Raw genomic sequence first — 21,659 nt, 5'->3', positions numbered from 1 at the left:
GGAGATCGCCTTCGACTTCGGGATGTTCTGGTTCAAGGGCCAGACCATGGGCACCGGCCAGTGCAACGTCAAGAACTACAACCGGCAGCTCTGCGCGCTCATCCACGAGGGAAAGGCCCGGCCGTCCTGGGTCGTCTCGCACGAACTGAACCTGGACCAGGCGCCCGACGGCTACGAGCACTTCGACCGGCGGGATCTCGGCTGGACCAAGGTCGTCATGCATCCCAGCGCGCTGAGCTGACTCCCGTCCGCGCAGATGACATGGGCGTCGTCGCCCGTGTCGAGAAACCCCGGCCAGAAATATCGGGAACCGGAAATATCGGGAAAAGGAACGCACATGAAACCACGGGACGTGCTGACCGGCCGTGGCCGGGGCGGCTGAGACCCGGAAATGGGCCTGCCGTGACAGCGCAGGCCGGAGTCGGCACGTCCGGAGGAACCTGTCGCGTGGCCCCGGCGAGAGCCCGCTTCCCGCTGCTGACGGTGGGCGTGGAGGAGGAGTTCCTCCTGCTCGACCCGGCGACGGGAGAGGTGGCGCCCGTCGCGGAGGAAGTCCGCAGGCGGGCAGGCGGGCCCATCGGCGCCCGGATGGTGCCGGAGCTCACCCGATTCCAGGTCGAGACCAACAGCGCCGTGCACACGGATCTGCGGCGGCTGCAGGGTGATCTGCGGGAGACGCGGGCCGTCGCGTCGGAGGCCGCGGCCGCCGTCGGCGTGGGGCTCGCCGCCTGCGGCACCGCGCTGAGCGGCAACCTCGGCATGCCGCCGCTGAGCCGCTCCGCGCGTTATGACCGCATGGCCGGCGAGTTTCGCGCGATCATGCGCGGGCAGGGGGTGTGCGGATGCCACGTCCACATCGGCATGGCCGACCGCGAGGAGGCGGTGCGGGTCAGCAACCACGTGCGCCCCTGGCTGCCGGTCCTGCAGGCGCTCGCGGGCAACTCGCCGATCGCCGACTCCATGGACACCGGATACGCGAGCTGGCGGTCGATCGTGATCGCGCGATGGCCCAGCGTGGAGCCTCCGCCGTACTTCGAGTCGGCCCGGCACTACGACAGCCTGATCGAGGGCCTGTACGCCACCGGGGCGATCATGGATTTCGGGATGGTGTACTGGCTCGTCCGGCTGTCGCACCACCTGCCGACGCTGGAGTTCCGCACGGCCGACGCCTGCGCGACGGCGGAGGAGGCCACGATGCTGGCCGCTCTGGTGCGGGCGCTGGCCGCCACCGCGCTGAGCGACGTGCGCGCCGGCGTTCCCGCCCCGGCCGTCGAGCAGACGGTGCTGCGGGCGGCCTCCTGGCGGGCGGCCCGCGACGGCCTGGAGGGCGAAGGGCTCGATCTCCTCACCGGGAACCGCGAGCCCGCCTGGGAGCTGGCCTGCCGACTGCTAGACCACGTGCGGCCGAGCCTCATGGATACCGGTGACCTGCCGTTCGTGACCTCCACCCTCAATCTCGTACGGCGCCGCGGCTCCGGGGCGGCGCGCCAGCGTGCCGCCTACGAGCGCCGCCGCCGCGTCACCGACGTCGCCAGGCTCCTGGTCGAGCAGACGGTCACCGGTCTCCCGTCTTAGACGGACGGCGGCTCCCCCGCTCGTGATCAAGGTTGCCTGACTGCTGAGGGCCCGTCAGGTGGCGGCCTGCGGCGAGCGCTGTTCGAAGTGCTCCAGTGGGGTCCTGGGGCTCCGCCCGGCGGGGCCCCGCCACTCGGCGATCAGCACGGTCGCGTCGTCCCGGAGATCGCCCTGGTGATAGTCGAGCACGGCATGCATGAGACGGCGCAGCGTCTCCGGGACGGGCAGCCCGTCGGCGTGGTGGCGAATCACGAAGTCGACGAAACGCTCCAGGCCGAACTCCCTCCCGGAGGCGTCGCGGGCCTCGGTGATGCCGTCGGTGTAGAGGATCAGACGGTCTCCGGGTTCGAGTTGCTCGTGGCAGACGATGGTCTCCAGGCCGAGATCGGTGCCGAGCGGATGGCCGGGCGGGCACTCCAGCTCGCAGTTCCAGCGGCCGCCGCGGATGAGGACCGGAGGATGATGCCCCCGGTTGATCAAGCTCAGCTCACCCGTGCGAAGGTCGAACTCCGCGATGATCGCGGTCGTGTAGCGGTTGCCGGCGAACTGCTCGATCAGCGCGCGCTCGATCTCCTCGGCCTTCTGGAGCAGCGTGCCGCCCTGGCGCCGCTGGTTCCGGCAGGTCGCGATCGCCAGGTTCGCGGTCAGACCGGCGGCGGTGTCGTGCCCCATCGCGTCGAAGACCGCCAGGTGCACGGTGTCCCCGTCGATCGCGTAGTCGAAGGCGTCCCCGCCCACCTCGTAGGCCGGCTCCAGCACGGCGCCGATCGCGATCTCCTCGCCGATGAACGTCAGCGGCGGCATCACCTGCCACTGCATCTCCGCCGCCACGGACATCGCCCGCGTGCGCACCAGGCGGGCGAAGGAGTCGCTGTAGTCGCGCTTGCTCGCCACCAGCATCGCGACCAGCGAGGCCAGGCTCCACATGCGGTCCCTGGCTTCGTCGTCGTCGAGCTCGGGGGTGATCCTCAGCACGCCCAGGCGCTCGGTGCCGTCGAGCAGCGGCACCCACCATCGGCCGGCGCCCTCGCCCGTCGACTCCGACACGCCTCGCGATCTCTGGAACGCCCGCCCGGCGAGCGTGCCCTCGATCCGGATCTCGGCCGGCGCGTCCTTGCGCCACGATTCGTCGCTCTCGCCCCGCGCCTCCTCGTCCTCCGGCTTGGCCGGGAGCAGGCGCAGGACGTTCTGCTGGAGATCGGTGAGATAGATGAGCGCCTCGTGCAGCCCCGCCCCCGTGGCGTGCTGTGCGACCAGAGCGGGCAGTTGCTCCATGGAGGCGTAGTGGCTTCCATCCAGGAGTCCGCTCAGCATGCGCTCCGCACCGGAAATGCCCATCGTGGTCCACCGCCCCGATCTGTCCGCCCACGCCCGGCCTGCCGTACGGCTCGGCCGGCTGCCGATGGCGTGGCCGCGGTGGAGCCCACTGGCGACGTGGTCGCGTGCGTTTTCCAATTTACGCCCGGCAGTTCGGCACGGGCAGCGCGACACCCGACGGTCAGGCCACGGCCGCGCCCTGAGCAGCCGGGCGGCGCGAGGACGAGCGGGAGGAACGAGAAAGGGTGCGACCCGACGGCCGCACCTGGGCGGGGTTTCCGTCTGCTTGGCGCGGTGGGAGACCATGCACAGTTGTCGCCTTCGCGACTAGGGACGCCGACCGCGTGATCAGTTACGTTCATGCCGATTTCTCCGTACACGGGAGGTTGCATGCGCCGTCTGGCCGCGCTCTTCTGCTTACTCGTCCCACTTCTCATCCCGATGCTCGTCACCGCACCGGCGAAGGCCGCCGTGACGCCGGTCCAGGTCTACGGGGCCTGGCACTGCGGCGACGACGCCTGCATCTGGGGCGCCGTCCGAGACCTGACCGAATTCGACCAGAAGAACCACTGGCTGATCGACCGCGGTGACGGGCGGCCCTCGGTCAACGTCGTGGTGCTCAGCTTCGTCCACCCGGTGAAACTCCTGCACAAGACGACCGACGCCCAGACCCTCGACGGCGTGCCGCGCGGCATGACCGCAGACATCGTCAACTACTTCAAGAGCCGTGGCATCCGGGTCATGCTGTCCATCGGCGGGATCACCTACACCGACGCGTGGAACTCGGCGCTGGCCGAGAACGCCGCGCAGTTCGGGCGCAACGCCGCCGAGGCGGCCCAGCGGCTCGGCGTCGGCATCGAGATCGACTATGAGGAGAACAGCGGCCCCAACCTGGCCGGTCTGCAGGCATTCATCGACGCCTACCGGGCCGTGCTTCCCTACGACCCGACCGGGGCGAACCAGGCCGCCCGCCTCACCATCGATCTGGCGGCCGGCGACCGGTGGCTGATCGACATCGGCAGGAAGGCCACCGCCGACTGGCTCCGGACGAGCACGCCCGTCCTGGACTACGCCAACGCGATGGTCCCGGCCCGCCAGCCGAGCACCTCGGGGGCGATCGCCAACTGGCAGGAGCACCTGGACGGCAAGCCGACCTACTCCCCGCCGATCCCGCCGCTGGCTCCGGCCAAGTTCACCGGCAGCCTCTACATCGCCGAGGGCAGCAAGGTCCGGCCCGAGTGCACCGACTACGCCACGTCGCTGCAGAAGTCCACGGGAAGCTTCGTCCAGACCGCCGCTCCCAACGGCGCGGGCACCAGCTCGGGACTTCTCGGCTACATGTTCTGGGCGGCCGAGCGCCCCTCGACCCGGGGCGTGACGACCGCCCCTCCGAACGGCTGCGAGGGCGGCGTGGGCGGTGGGGCCACCGCCTACGCCATCCCGATCCCGATGCCCGCGCTACGGCAGAGCTAGCTCCTGGCTAGAGGAGGCCCCTGGAGGTGAACGCGGCCCGCGCGGCGGCCGCGGCGGTGCTCCCGCCGTGCCGCTGCGCGGCCGCCACCGTCGCCTCGGCCGCCGCCCGGAAGGTGGTGTCCTTCGCGAAGTCGAACTGCGCGTCGATGATGGCCGTGCTCGCCAGCTTGTCACCGAGCTTGGCGCGGATCTCGTACAGAGCGGACGACCAGATCTCGCCGTCGGCGTGCACCTCGCCGATCACGTCCTCGGGGTAGTGCTTGGTCCCGTCCAGGCGGCGCAGGCAGTGCGGGACGGCGGAGGTGTAGGAGACCGAGTCCCAGTCGGCCACGCACGCCTCGGGGGTCTTCGTCGGCACGCCGGTCTTCCAGCTGCTCACCGCGACCGCGAGGTAGTCGCCGAAGGCCTCGCCGATCGCGCCGGACTCCAGGGTCGTGCCGAAGCCCGGCACCTGGCCGTCCTGCACCGAGTGGCCGTATTCGTGGACGATCACCTCGGCGTCCTCGGCGTCGTCCACGCCGCCCTTGCCGAGGGTGATGTTGGCCTTGTCGTCCCGGAAGAAGGAGTTGTCCCCGCCGTACTGGTTGATGCGCAGCTCGATCTGGCGCTGGTTGACCGGGCGCAGCCGGGAGCCGAACCCCAGCGACTGGATGTACTGCTGCGCGGTGGTGACCCAGTAGTAGCCCATCACCTGCTCGAACTGGTCGACGTCGCGATGCCAGGCGGGGAAGGCCCCGTTCACGGCCTGGGCGGCGTTTCCGGTCTCGCTCTTGACCCGGACGTATCGCCCGGTCAGAGTGCCGGAGCCGTCCAGGTCGGTCAGCGTGACCGTGTGGTACGCCGCGGCGAAGGCGGCGCCGTCGCGGTCCTTGTTGTCGGTGAGCGACTCGTCGCCCGTGCTCTGGACCGGGTTCGGATAGAAGACGGTGGCGGTGACGCCGGCCGCGCCCTGGGCGACGCCCGGCTGGATGAGCGCCGTGACAGTGCCGAGTGCCAGGAAGGCCGCGGTCATACGGCATCGGGGGGTTCTCACCGTAGATCCTCCTCATTTGGTGCGAATCCACGCGAATCTAGGCGTTTCCGATCGATATGACCAGTCTCCGCGCCGCGCAGGGAGCAGGGCCGTGACCGCGGCCCGGCTCCCTGTACCTTCTATCGGCCCTCTCGACGGCACACGGCCCTGTGGCTCTCCGGGCCACAGGCGACGAAGTAGACCGCGCCCGTCAGCGCGCCACGGTCGCGAGCGTCCAGGTAGGCCGCGGTCTGCTGGAAGAGCATGATGAGCGGTCCCAAGGCGACGGCCACCTTCGTCAGAGCTTCGGCGGCCTGCAGGGCGCGGGTGGCCTGGGCCGCGGCTCGCCGGAGCACGGGAATGGCCTTGATCGCGTCCTGTACGGCGACGACCAGGGCGTCCACCCTGTCCTGCTGAGCGGTGATGAAGGCGGTGATCCGGGCCAGCGCGGCCGAGTCGGCCGTCACCTGGTAGCGCTGGGCGACCGGTACCAGTGCCTGACGCGCCGCGTTGAGCGCGGTGACCAGATTCGCGCATCGGCCTGGACGGGTCTGCCGGCAGGTGGCCAGAGCCTTTTCGGCGTTGACGAAACGGGTGGCGACGGCGCGATCCTGACCTGCGGTCCTCAGGACCTCGCGGGCCTGCTGGAGGTCGGTGCGGGACTTGTCCAGGCTTTCCACACCGGCCTTCTCCGCGGTGTCGGCCGCCTCCGACAGGGCCTTGCTCGCCGCCTCCTGCTGCTTGAACGCCCCAAGGACGGCTTGGCCGTCGCCGATGTCGACGCCCAGGTCCCCGGAGACCACCCGGGCCGCGTACTTGGCGATGTCCGCGGGATTGAGCTGGCTGATCGCATCGTATGCCCTTCGCGTCTCCTCGGTGATGTACAGCCCGTTGGCGACGGTCGCCAGCTGGGACAGCAGGCGATCCCGCTGGGCGGGGTCGCTCACCAGCCGCGCCGCGCTCGGCAGCGCGCATATCACGTTCTCCGCCGTGGTCACCGAGACGGGGTTCCGGGTTAGGCAGTCCCACACTCGGCGCGCGTCGCCGCGGAGGCCCCGCTGGAAGGAGGCCAGGTTGCGGTAGTCGTACTGCAGGCCCGTCGTGGAGATCGTGCCCAGGCTGACGAGCTGGACGAAGTAGTCGAGGTACTGCGCGTTGAGCGCGAGGGGATCGAACACGTCGTAGGTCACGGTGATGACCTGGTCAGGTGCGGTGAAGCAGGCGTTGGGCCAGGTGAGCTTGCCGTAGCCCTGAGGTGCGAGGGCGGCCGTGCCGTTGGGGTCGACGGCCTTGGGCAAGGTCGCCTCGGGCCCCGGGGGCAGCGTGGCGCCGTCGCGCGGGACGGGCTTGAGCGCGTTCCAGACGGCCGAATCGTCCTTGATGCTCTCGACGGTGAGGGAGACCGGGCATGCCCCCGTGGCCGGGACGACGGTCCCCCGGATCATCTGGTGCGCGTCGGAGTGGTCGGCGACGATCCTCAGGCCGGCAACGGTGATGTCCTGGGTCGCCGTATCGGTGTCGGTTCCGTCGCCGACGGTCACCTTGGCGCGGTAGTCCCCGGCGGTCAGCAGGTCCACCGACCGCACCGCCTGGTCGCCGGAGCCGGTCAACGGCAGCGGGCTGCCCGTGGGCGACCCGGCGCTGTCGAGGCGGCGTACCTCGAAGGCGTAGGTCGTGGCGCCCCGGGACTCTCGGGCGTCCAGCCGTACGTTCCTCAGGGGAGCGGTGCCGCCGGCCGGGCTGAGGGTCAGCGCGGCCTTCAGCGTCACGAGGTCGAGTGTGAGGGCCTTCGTGACGGCGCAGTCACCGGATTTCGCCTCGAACTCCAGTGTGTACGTGCCTTGCCTCGAGAAGGCGGCGGTCGTGTTGACGTGGAGGGTGGACCCCACACGGGTCCCCACCTGGTTCGGGGCGAAGGTCACGCTTCCCGGGCCGGTGATCTTCCGCCAGGTGTAGGAGTAGGCGGCGGGGTCGGAGCCGGCGGGAAAGGTCGCCTTCGCCGTCAGTTCCACGTCCGACAGATGGTCGACGACGCCCTCGGGGCCCAGGTCGAGCGCGGGTTTGCCGCAGTCGGACGAGGGAGTCGGAGAGGGCGTGTCTCCGGGGCATCCATGGTTGGCCACGGGCCCCGGTTGGAGAAAGCAGGCGTCGGCGTTGTTCGGCACGCCGTCGCCGTCCAGGTCGCCGTCAGCCGGGTAAACGGCCCATCCGGTCCGCCAGGTGTCATAGGGGCAGGAGACCTCTTCGGTGCGACCGTCGTTCGTCGTCCCGCCAAAGGCGAAACAGGCCGAGGCGCCCTCGTCGCCGTTGAATGTATGGGAGACGCTGAAGGGTTTAACGGTGTAGACCGGTTCGTCCGCCGCGTTCTCGCAGGAGCCGATAGGCAGCGGGGTCGTCGCTCCGTCGCTCCAACGGATCTCCGCCTTGCTCCAGCCGATGAATCGTTCCACATCGAGGGTGACCGTGCCGGTGAACGGGGCCACGTGCGCGCTCCATGCCTCGGGCACCGGCTGGAAACCCCCGACGGGCAGCTCGAAGCAGCTCACCGCAGCGGCCGGGGAGACGAGGGCCTGCACGGTAATCAGCGGAAGGAGTAATGCCAAAACGACTGACCGTGCAATCCATACGCGCAATTTGCCCATTTTGTCCTCGTGCTCTGCGTCCGGGTACATCGAAGACGAAATCATCGAGGCCAGGGTTGCCGAAACCGCCGTAATCGTGATGAAGGCGTAACTATCTATTGCCAGATTTTTGGTCCCTTCAAAAAGCGGCCGGCAACTATGGGAACTCGTCTAGGTGTCGCCGATCGATATGACCAGTCCCTGCGCGCGATGGTCGGACATGCCCTCCGGGTCGAGGAGCCGGTAGCCGTGAACCCTGGCCGAGGAGGTGAAGGTCCAGTCGAGCTGCCACAGGGCCGGGCCGCCGGCGGGCCAAGAGGCGGGGTAGAGAGAGTGAGCCGCCCGGTTGGCGCTCGACAGCCGGTGGAACAGCCATCCCATGTCTCCCATGGCGTACGTGCTGTTGAAGTCGCCGGCCACGAGGAGCGGGTTGCGGTTGGCCCCGACGTCGGCCTCCAGGCCGTCGAACTGCGCCTTGCGGGCGGCGTTCCGGTCCTGCAGGAACGTGTAGAACGCCGGAGTGAGCGGATTCTCGTTCAGCATGTACTGCGTGGGGATGTGCACGTTGTACAGCGACAGGACGGACGTGCCGATCCGCAGGTCCGTCCGCAGCACCTTGCCCAGCGTGAACGCCGACAGCCACGGAGCGCCCGGCCCGAGAGCTCTGGCGGGTCCCACCGGCGGGCTGGCCACGATGGGAAAGCGCGACAGCGTGACCAGCTCTCCCTCGACCGCGATCCGGTAGCCGGGGAACTCCTGGCGCAGCCGGGCCAGGTCGTCGACCTGCCGGGGGGTGTCGTCCGTCCAGGACAGGTATTCCTGCAGGAGGTAGACGTCGGCGTGCTGGGCCTTCAGGAAGCCGTAGAAGTGCCCGGGGTCGTCGTCCTGGTGCCAGTACTCGGTGTTCCAGGACACCACGCGGAGAGCGCCGGGCGGAGCCGGTGACCCGGCACCCGTCACCGCGGCGGGGTTGAGGGCGCTTTGATCGGCGCCGAGGGCGAGGGACACGACCGCCAGGACCGCGCACCACCGCCGGAGCCGGCCCGCGAGGGGAGCGGCGGCCAGCAACAGGAGTGGACCGGCCAGGTAGACGATCGGCGGCACCAGGTCGGGCAGCAGCCACAGCCAGAACCGGCCGGACAGCAGGCGGTGCAGGACGACGAAGAGCAGCCACGCCGCCGTCACCGTGAAGACCAGGCGGCCCCGCCACCGGCGCGCGCGGCCCCTGGGCTCGGCGGCGGGGGCCGCCCTGGTCTCAAGGACGTTCGACAAGTGATCAGCCTCCGGCCGGTAGCGCGGCGGGGGCCGCCGCGTCGTAGATCCCACGGAACCTGCCGGAGAGGAACCACTGCGCCGCTCCCGCGGCCACCCCGGCGATGATGACCAGGTTCACCAGGAAGTGCACGCCGGCGAAGAACACGCCGAAGAGCGGGCACCGCCGGGAGAACACGAACCGGTACATCCCCGCGTCGCACGCTAGCGAGGCGGCCAGCAGCAGCGCCGGTACGGCTGCCGCCACGGGGCCGAAGACCAGCGGCACCGGCAGCGCGGCGACCGCGAGGAGCGCCGCCACGGAGCCCCAGGCCCGTGACGCCGTCTCGTACCCCTGGGCGAACCTCCGCCGTCGCGCGTACAGGGGGACGCGCAGGCGCCCCCGGTGGAAGAGCTTGCGCAGCAGCGTCCCGAGCTCGCGGTCATGGCCCATCCGGCCGTGGATGGCCGAGGTGATCAGCACGGTGTGCCGGCGGCTGAGCCGGTGGCCGTAGTCGACCTCCTCGGTGTGCCGCAGTCGCGGGTTGAACGGCCCGACCTCGGCGAAGACGGCGGCCCGGATCGCGAACATCGCCGACCACAGGAAGGAGACCTCGCCCTCTGACGCGATCGACCAGTAATGGTGCTGGAGGGCGCGGTAGTCCTCGACCCTGGTGGACCGGATCAGCGGCTCGGGATCCTCGATCCCGCACGCGGCCCCGAGGTTCGGGTCCTTCTCGAGGAGCGCCACGCCTACGGCGACCGCGTCGGGCGCGAGCGCGACGTCGGAATCCACGAAGAACAATATGTCGCCACTCGCCCAGGCCGCCCCCGTGTTGCGGGCGACCGCCGCGCCGCCGTTGGCCGGAGTCCGTATCACGTTCACCCCCATGGATTCCGCGATCCGCACCGATTCGTCGGTGCTGTGGTCGTCCACCACGACGATTTCCATGGGGGAGTACGTCTGTTCCTTGATGGCCTGCAGGCACAATGGCAGAAATCGCGCGTGATTGTAGTTGGGAACGATGACGGTGACCAGCGGGCGAAGCGGTTCCATGTGTTACCTCCCCTTTCCATCGGTGCCTACTGGGTGGCGAGCGATACGACCATGTCCTGAAGGTGGTGGCTCGACATGCCTTCCGGCGAGCGCAGGTCATAGCGATGGACGTTCACGTCGTGCGAGGTGAGGGTCCAGTCCATCTTCCATAGGCGCAGGCCGGCGAAGGTCAGCGTGGCCGGATAGGGCGAAGCCCCGGCCCGGCTCGCGTCCTTCAGGTGATCGAGCCGTCGCGCGAGTCCCATGCCGGGCAGGATGTTGAGATTTCCGGACGCCAGCACGGGATGGCGATTGGCGTCGATGTCGGCGACGAGCCGCTGAAGCTGGATCCGCCTTTCGGCGTCCAGCGTTTCGATGGCGCGGTAGAACTCCGGCGTCAGCGGGCTGGAGCTGAGATAGAGCATGTCGTAGAAATGCATGTTGTATATCGAGAGAACGCGCCCGGCCGTCCGCACGTCGGTGCGCATGGCGGCGTGCGTCCAGTTGGCCGCGTACGGGTTCGGATTCGCTCCCACCGGCGTCTGGCTCACGATAGGAAAGCGCGAGATGGTGAGAAGGCCCTCGGCCGTGGCGAAGTGATAACCGGGGAATTCGCGCCGCAGTTCTGCGCCGTCGTCGAGTGGCACCTGCGCCCCCGGCGCGCACTTCGCGTGCTCCTGCAGCAGGTAGACGTCGGCACGCCACCGCCGCAGATAGCGGAAGAAGCGGGCCGGGTCATCGGTGGTGTCCCAGCAGTAGGTGTCCCAGGAGACCACGTGCAGCGCACCGGCGGGAGCGGGCCCGTCCCCGCCCCCGTTCCACGGCGCGTTCAGCCCGGCCTGACCGAGGCCCAGGGCGGGGGTGAGAGTGAGGACGAGGGCCGCCGCGGTCGGCAGGACCGTCCACCACTGGGTCGCCCGGGTGACCTTGACCCGGGACAGCCGCAGCACCAGGAGGGTCATGAGCAGCGCCACCGGCAGCGCCGCGTACAGCAGGGGCGGCACCATCAGATCCGGGACGACCCACAGCCATGTGTGGCCCGAGAGCAGCGCACGCAGGACGGTGAGCGCTGTCAGCGCCACCGACAGGCTGATCAGCACCCGTTCCAGACGGGGCAGCGACGACCGGATGAGCACCAGCATCGGCACCGACCCGAGCACCACCACGGGCCCGGTGAAGAACAGCAGGAGCGGTACGGCTCCGCCCCACCACCAGAACCTGCCGGTCAGCCAGTTGACGAGCGCGAGGAGCACCCAGGCCAGCAGCACGCCGAGTGCGGCTCTCCCGGCCCAGCGCCGGACGCTCGCGCCTCGCCGAGCCGGCCCAGGCCCGCGTTCGTGGATCGCGCCCGCCGCCATCTCGCGCCGCCGGGGGCCGCTGTGCGCTCTCATGACGGCGACGTTCCTTGTGGGCCCGCGAGGGGCGAGGGACGGGGGCGCCGCCGGCCGGACCACGCCACCACTCCCAGGGCGATCCCCGTGCCGGCGATGTCGGCCACGGTGATCAGCACCCGGCTCAGGGCCACCAGCGTGATCAGGCCGGGTCCGGTGAGCAGGGTGGCGACCGTGAGCCCGAGCACGGCCTCGCGCGCCCCGAGGCCGGACGGCATGACGATGGTGAAGATGCCGGCCACGGTCGACAGGGCGAAGCCGCCGATCCCGATGGTCATCGCCCCGGCGGGAGGCGCGCCCAGCGCGACGGCGAGCACCGTGACGTGCAGGCCGCTGATCAGCCAGCCCACCGTCATCAGCCCGGTGACCCCGAGCAGGGTGCGCCGGCCGGGCAGGGCGGGAGCCGTGCCCTCGCCGCGCCGCAGGATCCGCTGTGCGACGCCGAGCAGCGAGGCCAGGAGCCGGGGCGCGGCCAGGGGCACGAGCGCGGCGGCCACGAGCGGCAGCAGCACCCACCAGATCGCGCTCGACGCGACGAGCCGGGGGAGGGCCACGAGCCCGACCACGAGCCCCGCGACCACTCCCAGCCCCTGGCTGGCCACGAAGGCCCCGGCCAGCCGGGCGGGCGGCTCGCCGAGCGGCCGGGCCAGCGCGGCGTGCGCCACCGCCGGCCAGACGCCGCCCGGAAGGTAGCGGGTGACACCCGCGAGGAAGAACACCCGGATCGCCGCCGGCAGCGGCAACCGGGTGCCGAGCCCGGCGAGCAGCATGCGCCAGCCGAAGAAGCCGGGCATCCCGCCGACGGCGGCGAGCGCCACCGCCAGCGACGCGTTGCCCCAGCCCACGAGCCGCAGGCTGTCGCCCAGCCCGTGGCGCACCCGCCAGAGCTGGTAGCCGAGCAGCCCGAGCACGAGCACGTAGGCGGTCAGGCGCAGCGCCGCGAACACCCTCTGACGGGTCGTGCGCCCCTCCGCCCGCTGGGCGTGCTCGACGGCGGTCATGCGGGCGCCTTCTCCCGGCCCGTGCCGTACAGGCGGCGGAAGGACCGCGAGGTGAGCCACTGCAGGATCCCGATGCCCGCGCCCAGCGCGATGGTCACGTTGACCAGGAAGTGCACGCCGATGAAGAACAGCCCGAAGGCGGCCGTACGGCTGGCGAACACGAACCGGTACATCCGCCAGTCGATGCCGAGATAGGCGGCGAACGCCAGCACCGGCAGCGCCGCCGCCCAGGCCGACCCGGTCAGCAACGGCACGGGCAGGGTCGCGACCGTCAGCGCGGCGGCCAGGCTCGCCTGCGACTCCGGCGAGGTGACCACGCCAGGCGCGTACCGGCGCTGGAGGAAGAACGGCACGTGCACCCGGGTGCGGGTGAAGACCTTGCGCAGGGCGACGCGGAGCGTGGCGTCGTCGTCGTGCCGGCCGCGCACGGCCGAGGTGAGCAGCACCTCCCACTTGCTGGCGAGCCGCTCGCCCACGTCGGTGCCCTCCGACTGGGTGAGCTCGGCCGTCCACGGGCCGACCTCGTCCCAGACCGCGCGCGGGAAGGCGATGATGGCGACGGGGAGGAAGCCCTTGATGGGGCCCTCGGCGACCAGGTACCAGTAGTGGCGGTAGAGCGTGCGGTACTCCTTGACGAGGCTGTCGCGCCGCAGCGGGATCGGCTCGTAGTTGCCGGAGACCGCGCCGATCTTCGGGTCCGACTGGAGCAGCCGGACCGCTTCGGCGACCGCGTCCGGGGCGAGCGCGACGTCGGAGTCGAGGAAGAAGAGCACGTCGCCACGCGCGTGCTCCACCCCGAGGTTGCGGGCGACGCACACCCCGCTGTTGCGCCCCGTGCTGAGGACCCGCACGCCCAGCGACCGGGCGACCTCCACGGAGTCGTCGGTGCTGCAGTCGTCCACGTAGATGATCTCGATGTTGGTGTACGTCTGTGCCAGGACGGACTCCAGGCACAGCTTGAGCACGTCCCCGTAGTTGTAGTTGGGGATGATGACCGACACGAGGGGTGCCGAGGTCGACGTCATGATTCACCGGCCTTTCGAGGGCGAGCGTGGAGGGCCGCCCGATGGGACGGCCCGAAGGAGGAGTCGAGGGTGGCGCGCACCCACCCCGTGGCGGCCCCGCAGAGCTGCGCCGCGTGCGAGAGGAAGTGCACGGCGGTGAAGTACGCGAGGAAGGCGGGGCCCTTCTCCCGCAGCACGAACCGCGACAGCGGCGGGTCCGAGACGGCGAACAGGGCGAGGAAGACGGCCGGGAGCGGCAGCGCCGGCGGCCACACGAGGGCGACCGGGACGGACGCCATGGTGAGCGCGGTCGTGAGGATGCCCGACATGCGATTGATCACCAGAGCGTCGCGGCGCAGCCGGTTCCGCGCGGAGAAGAGGAGGAACTGCGAGCGCCGATACTGCTCCCTGAGCAGGGGCAGGAGCCGGTCGGCCTCGTCGTGCCGGCCGGTGACCTCACCCGAGAGAAGGATGTTGTGCCGCACCAGCAGACGCTCGCTGTACTCGTCGTCCTCGGCGCTGCGCAGCCTGGTGTCGAACGGCCCGACCTCCTCGAACACCGCGCGGGGGACGGCGGCCAGGGCGAAGATGGCGGTCTTCGTAGGGCCGGCCCCCCTGACGAGGGCGTGGTGCATGCGCAGCGTCCGATAGATCTCGACGGGCCCGTCGTCGATGAGCGGCTCCTTGGCGTAGACGCCGTAGACGCAGCCCCACGTGCTCTCCGATGACCCGGGGTCGTCCGATCGTGGCGGCGGGCGGAGCAGTCGCACGGCGTTCTCCACCGCGTCCGGGGCCAGGCCGACGTCGGAGTCGAGGAAGAACAGGATCTCGCCGCTGCTCGCCGCCGCCCCGGCGTTGCGGGCCGCCGACACCCCCATGTTGTACGGCTGGGCGACCAGCGCGCACGGCAACTCCCCGGCGATGGCCCGGGAGTCGTCCGTGCTGGCGTCGTCGACGACGACCACCTCGATCCGGGGGTAGGTCTGCCCCAGCGCCGATCGGAGACACGCGCGCAGCGTCTTCTCGGCGTTGTGGACCGGGACGATGACCGACACCAGAGGCACCGAAACTGGAGGGGACGATCCGGACACGGCTGTCACCTTTCGCTCACGTTCATCGTCGTGTCGCTCACGTTCATGGTCGTGTCACTCATGTTCATCGTCGTGGCGCCTCATCGGAGGATCTCGGCGGCCAGCGCCGGGTGCCGGGCGAGCACGGTCGTCACGCCGAGGACGATCGCCAGCGCCACGCCCGTGGCGGCGATGCCACGGTCACGCAGCAGCCCCCGCACGGGATCGCCCCCGCCGCCGTCCACGAGCACCACCTTGAGATAGCGGAACAGGGCGAAGAGGGCCAGAGGAGTGGACAGCAGCATCGCCGCCTGGCCGTACGGGCCGAGGGGCGCCTCGGTGCGCACGTAGATCAGCCCGGCGATCGCGCTGAGCACGCAGGTGAGCTGGAGCAGGTGGTCGGCCAGCTCCACCGAGTAGCCGCGTAGTGCGGGCCGGTGGGCCGGCCCGCTCTCCACCAGCTCCTGGCGGCGCTTGCCGATGACCAGCAGCAGCGACAGCGAGAACACCGCGACGACCAGCCAGCCGGAGATCCGCTCGCCGATCGCGAGGTAGCCCTGGATGACGCGGAGCGCGAAGCCCAGGGCGACCGCGCCGACGTCGATCAGCGGGATGTGCTTGAGGACCCGGCTGTAGGCGACGTTGAGCACGAGGTAGGCCAGCACCGGCCAGTACGGCCTGCCCGGACCGAAGCCGATCACCCCGCAGAGCACGGCGAGCAGGAAGGCGAGGTAGACGAGCGCCACCCGCACCGGCACGTGGCCGGCGGCGATCGGCCGATGGCACTTGACGGGATGAAGACGGTCGCGGTGCCGGTCCACGATGTCGTTGCCGACGTAGACGCAGGCGCCGGCCAGGACGAACGCGGCGATGGCCCAGCCGATCCGGCCGAGCGCCGGGAGCGTCCAGCCGCCGGTGTCCACGAGCGCGATGGGGACGAGGAGCAGGCTCTTGGCCGAGTGGAGCGGCCGGATGAGGGCGACGAGGGCGGCGACCGTGCGCGGCCGGGCACTCGCCGGCTTCTCGACCGCGCTTTCCGCCGTGCTTTCCGGTTCCGCGTTGAAGGGAGGCTCGATGACCCGCATGTGCACCTCCGATCAGAAGAGGACTCTCACGAGCGACAGGGCGCCCTGCCGCCACGCGTCGCGGCTGGTCCGGCCGCCAGATGAGGGCGGCGCGGGGTTCTCCCGCCACCACTGGTAGGTGCGCAGGATCGCGTCCTGGTTCGACAGGCGCGGCTCGAAGCCGAGCCGGTCGCGCGCCTTGTCGATGCTGACGTAGGAGTCCGCGAGCAGCTTGAAGATCAGGCGCTCGTACACCGGTGAGAGACCCGTCTTCCCCAGCAGCCGCAGGACCGCCACGGTGGGCCTGGCCGGCAGCGGCACCACGCGCTTGCCGTGGCCGGCCGCGTCGAGGACCGCCTGGAAGTCGTCCCGCAGCGTGCCGAAGTCCGCCGCCCCGATGTTGTAGGTGTCGCCGGCCACGCTCTCCGGGGCGGTGAGCGCGCGCACGACGGCGTCGACCAGGTCGTCGATGGCGAGCATCTGGATGCGGACGTCGCCGCGCCCCAGCATCGGGAAGTTGCGGCCCTGTTCCGCCCACTCGAAGAGCATCGAGAACAGGCCCATGCGGCCCGGACCGAGGAAGGTCTTCGGCCGCAGGATCGGCACGCACATGCCCTCGGCGCGGTACTTCTCCGCCACCTCCTCGGCCGCCGCCTTGGCCCGGCTGTAGTGGTCGACCGGCTCCCGGGGATGGTCCTCAGGCGTGGGCACCAGCGTCGGCAGGCCGTACACGGCGGTGGAGGAGATGTGCACGGCGCGTGGCACGCCGGCCCGGTGCGCGGCCTGCAGGACGCTGCGCGTGCCGTCGACGATGACGGCGCGGATCTCGTCGGCCGGGTAGCTCGGCAGCGCCGCCGCGCAGTGCACCACGGCGTCGGCGCCGGTCATGAGGTCGGTCATCAGCGGGGTGTCGCGGATGTCGCCGGTGGCGTACCGCGCGTCGGGGCTCTGGCCGGGCCGGGGGCGCAGGTCCACGCCGAGGACGTCGTGCCCGTCCCCGGCGAGCCGCTGGACCAGGGTGGCCCCGAGCATCCCGGAGCTGCCGGTTACTACGATCCGGACGGCCATCGCGGCGCCACCTTCTCCCTGACGAACCTGGTCAGCAGTCGCGGCAGGCCCTGCGACAGGGTCTGGCCCAGGCTGTCGAGGAAGTACTCGACATCCGCCGGCTCGACGACCAGCGGCGGCGCGGCCACCAGCGGGTTGTCGCCGTTGAGCGTGTAGTAGGTGTAGATGCCGTGGTCGCGGTAGAGCGCGTCGATGACCGAGCAGGTGATCAGCTTGATCCGGAAGTGCGGATCGCGGGCCAGGCCCACGGGCGCGATCTTCGCGGCGAGGTCGAGGATCTTCGGCCCGCCGTCCAGGAAGATGCCGTACAGCGCGCCCGCGCCGCGCACGCCGGCCACCGTGTCGGAGTGCTCCTTGCGGATCCGCTCCAGGCCGGGCGCCATGATCCGTTCGATCTCCCGCGCGCGTCTCGGGTAGTCGTCCTCGACGGCGATGTTCACCGCCTCGATCGCGGTGGCGGTCTCCTCGCCGAAGCCGTAGTAGGTCGTGCTCGTGGCCTGCAGCAGGGAGTCGGTGAGGTTGTCGTAGGCCTTGCGGAAGACCGGCTCCCTGGCGATGAACGCCGAGATCGACGACTTGCCGCCGCCGAACGACTTCGACGTGGTGAGGATGTCCGGAACGAGACCGGGATAGCGCATGAAATAGAAGAGGCTCCCGGTCTTTCCCCACCCTGTGTAGATCTCGTCGAAGATCAGCACGATCCCTTCTGTGTCGCAGAGTTCGCGCAGCCCGCGGAGGAACTCCTCGGAGCAGAAGCGCATGGTCGACGCGCTGAACGGCTCGACGAGGATCGCGTACAGGTCACAGCCGCCGTCGCGGGTGCGGGCCCCGGCCACGGCGGCGCGCACGGCGTCGAGGTCGCCGTAGGGGTAGGTGACCACGCCGGGAATCCCCGGAAAGCTGAATCGCTCCTGCGTGCCGGTGAGGCTTCCGGAGCCGAGCAGCTTTCCGTGGAAGGCGATGTCGGAGCGCAGGATCCGCTGCCTGCGGCCGCCGTGGTATTTGTAGGCCATCTTGACGGCGCCCTCGACCGCCTCGGCGCCGGAATTGGGAAAGAACGACATGCTGAGGTCGCCGGGCAGGAGCTGGGCGAGGTTGTGGCCGAGCGTCGCCACGTAGGGCGAGAAATATGTCTTGTGCACCTCCATCCTTTTCTCGTCCTGAAACCTCTTTCGGGCGGCCAGAATTCGCGGATGGTTGTGGCCGTGATTCAGCACGCCGACCCCGCCGGTGAAGTCGAGGATTCGCCGGCCGTCGCGCGTCCACAGCCAGGCTCCCTCCGCGCGCTCCACGAGCTCCCGGCCGAACCCGAAGGACGTCATGAGCGAGACCTGGCTGCGACTGACATACTGGCGGTACAGATCGTGGACGTGTTTCGCGGTGAGCCGCTCGCATTCGTCGAGGCTGATCAGTTCGGACATGCGCACTCTCCCTTCCCTGCCATCGGACGATCGATTGGGTGGTGGGGGCTCTCGCCTCCTCCGTCACGATGCGGCCGGGTCGTCAAGTGCCGGTAAAGGCACGGCTTGACATGAACGCCGGGCCGTACGGACGACCGCGCATCGGGCGAGCTTCCATGGCGGACGGAGGCCGTCTCACCATCCGAGAGAGCGTCAACCGGGGGAAATGGAAGGCACGTTATGGCGGGCCGGCGCATCCTGGGATGCGTCCGCAAACCCTGGTTGCGGACGTTCCCAATCAATTAAGGAGAGGATTTCGGGTCACGTCGCCAATCGTTGGGGAGTCCTAAATGTGCACTACCCCGATATGCGAACAATGTGTGATATTTCCGGGCCATGCGGTTTCGTGTCCTTGGCACCCTTGAAGTCCGCTCCGACAGTCACCGCCTCGTCCGGCTGGGCGCGGCCAAACAGCGCGCTCTCCTGGCGGTGTTGCTCCTCAACGTCAACCGGCCCGTGAGCGCCGACCGCCTGGTCGACGCCCTGTGGCCGCAGCGGCCACCGCGTACGGCAGCGGTCGCGCTGCGGACGTACGTGTCCACGCTCCGGCAGGTCCTCGGACTCGCCGACCGAACCGACCCCCCACTCCTGTCCACCGTGCCCAGCGGCTACCAGCTGCGGGTCTCCCCGGCCGACCTCGATCTGCTGACCTTCGAGGAGCTCGCCGCTCAGGGACAGCAGGCCCTGACCGACGGCCAGCCGCTGCTGGCCGCCGAACGATTACGGCGGGCGCTCGCCCTGTGGCGCGGGCGGCCGTTCGAGGACGTCGCGCTGGACTCCCGGCTGGGCGTCGAGCTCATCCGCCTGGAGGAGCGCAGGCTCGCCGCGCAGGAGACCTGGATCGAGTCCCAGCTGGCGCTCGGCCACCACGGCGACGTGCTGGCCGAGCTGGGCGCGCTGGTGGCCGAGCAGCCGCTGCGGGAGCGGCTGCAGGCCCAGTGGATGCTCGCGCTGTACCGCTCCGGCCGTCAGGCGGAGGCACTGCGGGCGTACCGGGACCTGCGCCGCCACCTGGTGCAGGAGCTCGGCATCGAGCCCAGCCCGCCGTTGCAGCGGCTCCACCGCCAGATCCTCAACGGCCACGCCGACCTGGCCCCGCCCGCGGGCGTCGGTGGCGTCCATCCCGGTCCGCCGGTGGTGCCCAGGCAACTGCCCCGGGACATCGGCAGCTTCACCGGCAGGGTCGTGGAGCTGGCGTACCTACGCGCCCTCGCGGATCAGGCAGTGAAGGCGGAGCCGGCGGACCGGTCCGAGGCGCCGGTGATCAGCGCCATCGACGGCATGGCCGGAATCGGGAAGACCGCCCTCGCCGTGCACGCCGCGCATCGGCTGGCCGACCGGTTCGCCGACGGGCAGCTGTTCGTCGATCTGCACGGGTTCACGGAGGGGGTGTCGCCGGTCGATCCGGTCGACGCCCTCGACCAGTTGCTGCGCGCCCTCGGCGTGCCCGGCGAGCAGATCCCGCACGAGCTCGACGCTCGCGCCGCGCTGTACCGCAGCCGGCTGGCGGGCCGGCGGGTGCTCATCCTGCTCGACAACGCGGCCGAGGAGGCCCAGGTGAGACCCCTGCTGCCCGGCGCGCCCGGCTCACTGGTGCTGATCACCAGCCGGAGACGCCTGACCGGCCTGGAGGACGTCCGGCCGCTCTCGCTGGACGTCCTTCCGCGCGCCGACGCGCTCGACCTCTTCAGCCGCACGGCCGGCGAGCAGCGCCTCGCCGGCCAGCCGCCCGGACTGCTGACCGAGATCGTCGAACTCTGCGGCCGGCTGCCGCTGGCCATCCGCATCGCGGGGGCCCGCCTGAGGGCCCGGCCCGGCTGGACGCTCGCCCACCTCGCCCACCGGTTGCGCGACCACCGGCACCGGCTCGGCGAGCTGGAGGTCGGCCGGCTCAGCGTCACGGCCACCATGGACCTGTCCTACCACCACCTCAGCCCGGAGCGGCAGGACATGTACCGGCTGCTGGGCCTCCACCCGGGATCCGACTTCGAGCGGTACGCGGCCGCCGCGCTCGCCGGCACCACCCTTCAGCACGCCAGCCGCTTGCTCGACGATCTGGTCGACGCCCATCTGCTGCAGGAGCCCGTTCCCGGCCGCTACCGCTTCCATGACCTGCTGCGCACACACGCCACCGCGACCCTCGCCGACGAGGACACCGACGGCGACCGGCGGACGGCGCTGACCCGCCTGTTCGACCACTACATACAGACGGCCTCGGCCGCCATGGAGATCGCCCATCCCTACGAGGCGGCCGGCCATCCTCCCAGGGTCCGGCAGCCGGGCGGCCTCATCCCCCTCCTCGGCGACCAGGTCCGCGCGGTGGAATGGCTCGACGCCGAGCTGACCAACCTGCTTGCCACCGCCGTCCACGCCGCCAGGCACGGCTGGCCCGCGCACGCTCTGCATCTGTCGGCCACCCTGCACCGCCACCTGCACACCGGGGCCCACTACACCTACGTCCGCACCCTGCACAGCAACGCCCTGCACGCCGCCCGCGCCCTCGGCAACCGCGCCCGCGAAGTGGCCGCGCTGTGCGGCCTGGGTGACGTCCACATCACGCTCGGCCAGTTCTCCCCGGCGGCGCAGTATTTCGACCGGGCGCTGGACATCGCCCACGCCACCCTGGACCGCGAGGGCGAGATCACCGCGCTCTGCGGCCTCGGCCACGTCCGCCGGGCACAGGGCCATTTCGGCCGCGCCGCCGAGTATTTCCAGCGGGCGCTGCAGATCGCGCACGCCACCGGCAATCGTGACGGGGAGCTCAACGCGCTGTGCGGCCTGGGGCGCGTCCACCGCCACAAGAGGAGGTACGGCGAGGCGGCCGACCACTTCGAGCGGGCGCTGCGGATCGCCCGCGCCACCGGCAACAGCGTCGGGGAGCTCCGCGCGCTGACGGGCCTCGGCTTCACCCACCTCGTGCGGGGCGAGCACCGGCCGGCGACCGACTACTACCAGCGCACGCTGACGATCGCCCGGCAGATTGGCGACCGTAACTCACAGTTCGAGGGGCTGTACGGCCTGGGCCGAATCCACCAGGCCACCGGCCATCCCGATGAGGCGCTCACCCACCACCAGGCCGCCCTCGACATCGCCCGCGACCTCGGTCACCCCGCAGACCAGGCGCGCGCTCTGCACGGCCTGGCCCGCGCGCACCGCGACCTCGGCCGGCACGAGAAGGCCCGCAAGCAGTGGCAGCGAGCCCTGGACATCCTCACCGGACTCGGTGTCCCCGAAGCGGAGGACACCAGCGCCGAGGAGATCTACGCCCACCTCGACGACACCTACTCCGAGCAGCTCCAGTGACCGATGACGCGCC

General features: G+C 70.6%; 15 protein-coding genes and 1 pseudogene. 4 read left to right on the top strand and 12 right to left on the bottom strand.

From position 1 onward, the window contains the following. A pseudogene (locus N5079_RS06650) lies at positions 1 to 241 on the top strand (aldehyde dehydrogenase); the annotation flags it as partial. Between the two features lie 206 nt (positions 242 to 447). Further along, positions 448 to 1,575 carry a glutamate--cysteine ligase gene (locus tag N5079_RS06645; RefSeq protein WP_261582630.1) on the top strand — a complete coding sequence of 376 codons (1,128 nt, stop codon included), beginning with the start codon at positions 448 to 450 and terminating at the stop codon, positions 1,573 to 1,575. Positions 1,576 to 1,629: 54 nt separating this feature from the next. Here N5079_RS06645 and N5079_RS06640 read toward each other — a convergent pair whose 3' ends face one another. Further along, a complete protein-coding gene (locus N5079_RS06640) occupies positions 1,630 to 3,030 on the bottom strand; it encodes a PP2C family protein-serine/threonine phosphatase (protein WP_315967791.1) in 1,401 nt (466 codons plus the stop codon). A gap of 252 nt (positions 3,031 to 3,282) precedes the next feature. On the opposite strand from N5079_RS06640, the gene N5079_RS06635 reads away from it, so the two are divergent. Beyond that, positions 3,283 to 4,365, top strand: coding sequence for a glycosyl hydrolase family 18 protein (locus tag N5079_RS06635; RefSeq protein WP_261582629.1), 1,083 nt, complete (start codon positions 3,283 to 3,285; stop codon positions 4,363 to 4,365). Between the two features lie 7 nt (positions 4,366 to 4,372). On the opposite strand, the gene N5079_RS06630 is transcribed toward N5079_RS06635, so the two are convergent. From N5079_RS06630 to N5079_RS06580, 11 genes are all read right to left on the bottom strand, one after another. Beyond that, on the bottom strand, positions 4,373 to 5,398 hold the full coding sequence (locus N5079_RS06630; RefSeq protein WP_261582627.1) for a M36 family metallopeptidase: 1,026 nt from the start codon (positions 5,396 to 5,398) through the stop codon (positions 4,373 to 4,375). 119 nt (positions 5,399 to 5,517) lie between these two features. After that, positions 5,518 to 7,953 carry a hypothetical protein gene (locus N5079_RS06625; protein ID WP_261582625.1) on the bottom strand — a complete coding sequence of 812 codons (2,436 nt, stop codon included), beginning with the start codon at positions 7,951 to 7,953 and terminating at the stop codon, positions 5,518 to 5,520. A gap of 216 nt (positions 7,954 to 8,169) precedes the next feature. Beyond that, the gene (locus N5079_RS06620) at positions 8,170 to 9,270 is read right to left on the bottom strand and encodes an endonuclease/exonuclease/phosphatase family protein (protein WP_261582624.1); all 1,101 of its coding nucleotides are present in this window, start codon (positions 9,268 to 9,270) and stop codon (positions 8,170 to 8,172) included. A 4-nt stretch (positions 9,271 to 9,274) separates the two neighbouring features. Beyond that, on the bottom strand, positions 9,275 to 10,306 hold the full coding sequence (locus N5079_RS06615) for a glycosyltransferase family 2 protein (RefSeq protein WP_261582622.1): 1,032 nt from the start codon (positions 10,304 to 10,306) through the stop codon (positions 9,275 to 9,277). A gap of 26 nt (positions 10,307 to 10,332) precedes the next feature. After that, the gene (locus N5079_RS06610; RefSeq protein ID WP_261582620.1) at positions 10,333 to 11,676 is read right to left on the bottom strand and encodes an endonuclease/exonuclease/phosphatase family protein; all 1,344 of its coding nucleotides are present in this window, start codon (positions 11,674 to 11,676) and stop codon (positions 10,333 to 10,335) included. Further along, entirely contained in the window at positions 11,673 to 12,677 is a 1,005-nt protein-coding gene (locus N5079_RS06605; protein ID WP_261582619.1) for a hypothetical protein, read from the bottom strand. The genes N5079_RS06610 and N5079_RS06605 overlap by 4 nt, the downstream gene beginning before the upstream one ends. Beyond that, positions 12,674 to 13,702 carry a glycosyltransferase family 2 protein gene (locus N5079_RS06600; RefSeq protein WP_261582617.1) on the bottom strand — a complete coding sequence of 343 codons (1,029 nt, stop codon included), beginning with the start codon at positions 13,700 to 13,702 and terminating at the stop codon, positions 12,674 to 12,676. The genes N5079_RS06605 and N5079_RS06600 overlap by 4 nt, the downstream gene beginning before the upstream one ends. Next, positions 13,699 to 14,772, bottom strand: a complete 1,074-nt coding sequence (locus tag N5079_RS06595) for a glycosyltransferase (protein ID WP_261582616.1) — start codon at positions 14,770 to 14,772, stop codon at positions 13,699 to 13,701. The genes N5079_RS06600 and N5079_RS06595 overlap by 4 nt, the downstream gene beginning before the upstream one ends. An 80-nt stretch (positions 14,773 to 14,852) precedes the next feature. After that, entirely contained in the window at positions 14,853 to 15,836 is a 984-nt protein-coding gene (locus N5079_RS06590) for a UbiA prenyltransferase family protein (RefSeq protein ID WP_261582614.1), read from the bottom strand. Positions 15,837 to 15,848: 12 nt separating this feature from the next. Further along, positions 15,849 to 16,883, bottom strand: a complete 1,035-nt coding sequence (locus tag N5079_RS06585; RefSeq protein WP_261582612.1) for an NAD-dependent epimerase/dehydratase family protein — start codon at positions 16,881 to 16,883, stop codon at positions 15,849 to 15,851. Continuing rightward, positions 16,865 to 18,304 (bottom strand): aspartate aminotransferase family protein, encoded by a 1,440-nt coding sequence (locus N5079_RS06580; protein WP_261582610.1) that lies wholly within the window; start codon positions 18,302 to 18,304, stop codon positions 16,865 to 16,867. Before N5079_RS06580 ends, N5079_RS06585 begins: the two co-directional genes overlap by 19 nt. Positions 18,305 to 18,679: 375 nt before the next feature. Between N5079_RS06580 and N5079_RS06575 the strand changes: the two genes are divergently transcribed. Next, the gene (locus tag N5079_RS06575; protein ID WP_261582609.1) at positions 18,680 to 21,646 is read left to right on the top strand and encodes an AfsR/SARP family transcriptional regulator; all 2,967 of its coding nucleotides are present in this window, start codon (positions 18,680 to 18,682) and stop codon (positions 21,644 to 21,646) included. The last annotated feature ends 13 nt before the right edge of the window (positions 21,647 to 21,659 follow it).

The sequence above is a fragment of the Planotetraspora sp. A-T 1434 genome (genome assembly GCF_025420585.1).
GTDB lineage: Bacteria > Actinomycetota > Actinomycetes > Streptosporangiales > Streptosporangiaceae > JAOEGB01.
Note: the sequence above shows the minus strand (reverse complement) of the source record. Positions and strands in the feature narration are given on the sequence as shown.

Excerpts from the sequence above, each read along its gene's own strand:
- N5079_RS06635 (WP_261582629.1), top strand. The coding sequence starts at position 3,283 with ATGCGCCGTCTGGCCGCGCTCTTCTGCTTACTCGTCCCACTTCTCATC.
- N5079_RS06615 (WP_261582622.1), bottom strand. The coding sequence starts at position 10,306 with ATGGAACCGCTTCGCCCGCTGGTCACCGTCATCGTTCCCAACTACAAT.
- N5079_RS06610 (WP_261582620.1), bottom strand. The coding sequence starts at position 11,676 with ATGAGAGCGCACAGCGGCCCCCGGCGGCGCGAGATGGCGGCGGGCGCG.
- N5079_RS06605 (WP_261582619.1), bottom strand. The coding sequence starts at position 12,677 with ATGACCGCCGTCGAGCACGCCCAGCGGGCGGAGGGGCGCACGACCCGT.
- N5079_RS06600 (WP_261582617.1), bottom strand. The coding sequence starts at position 13,702 with ATGACGTCGACCTCGGCACCCCTCGTGTCGGTCATCATCCCCAACTAC.
- N5079_RS06590 (WP_261582614.1), bottom strand. The coding sequence starts at position 15,836 with ATGCGGGTCATCGAGCCTCCCTTCAACGCGGAACCGGAAAGCACGGCG.
- N5079_RS06585 (WP_261582612.1), bottom strand. The coding sequence starts at position 16,883 with ATGGCCGTCCGGATCGTAGTAACCGGCAGCTCCGGGATGCTCGGGGCC.
- N5079_RS06580 (WP_261582610.1), bottom strand. The coding sequence starts at position 18,304 with ATGTCCGAACTGATCAGCCTCGACGAATGCGAGCGGCTCACCGCGAAA.
- N5079_RS06575 (WP_261582609.1), top strand. The coding sequence starts at position 18,680 with ATGCGGTTTCGTGTCCTTGGCACCCTTGAAGTCCGCTCCGACAGTCAC.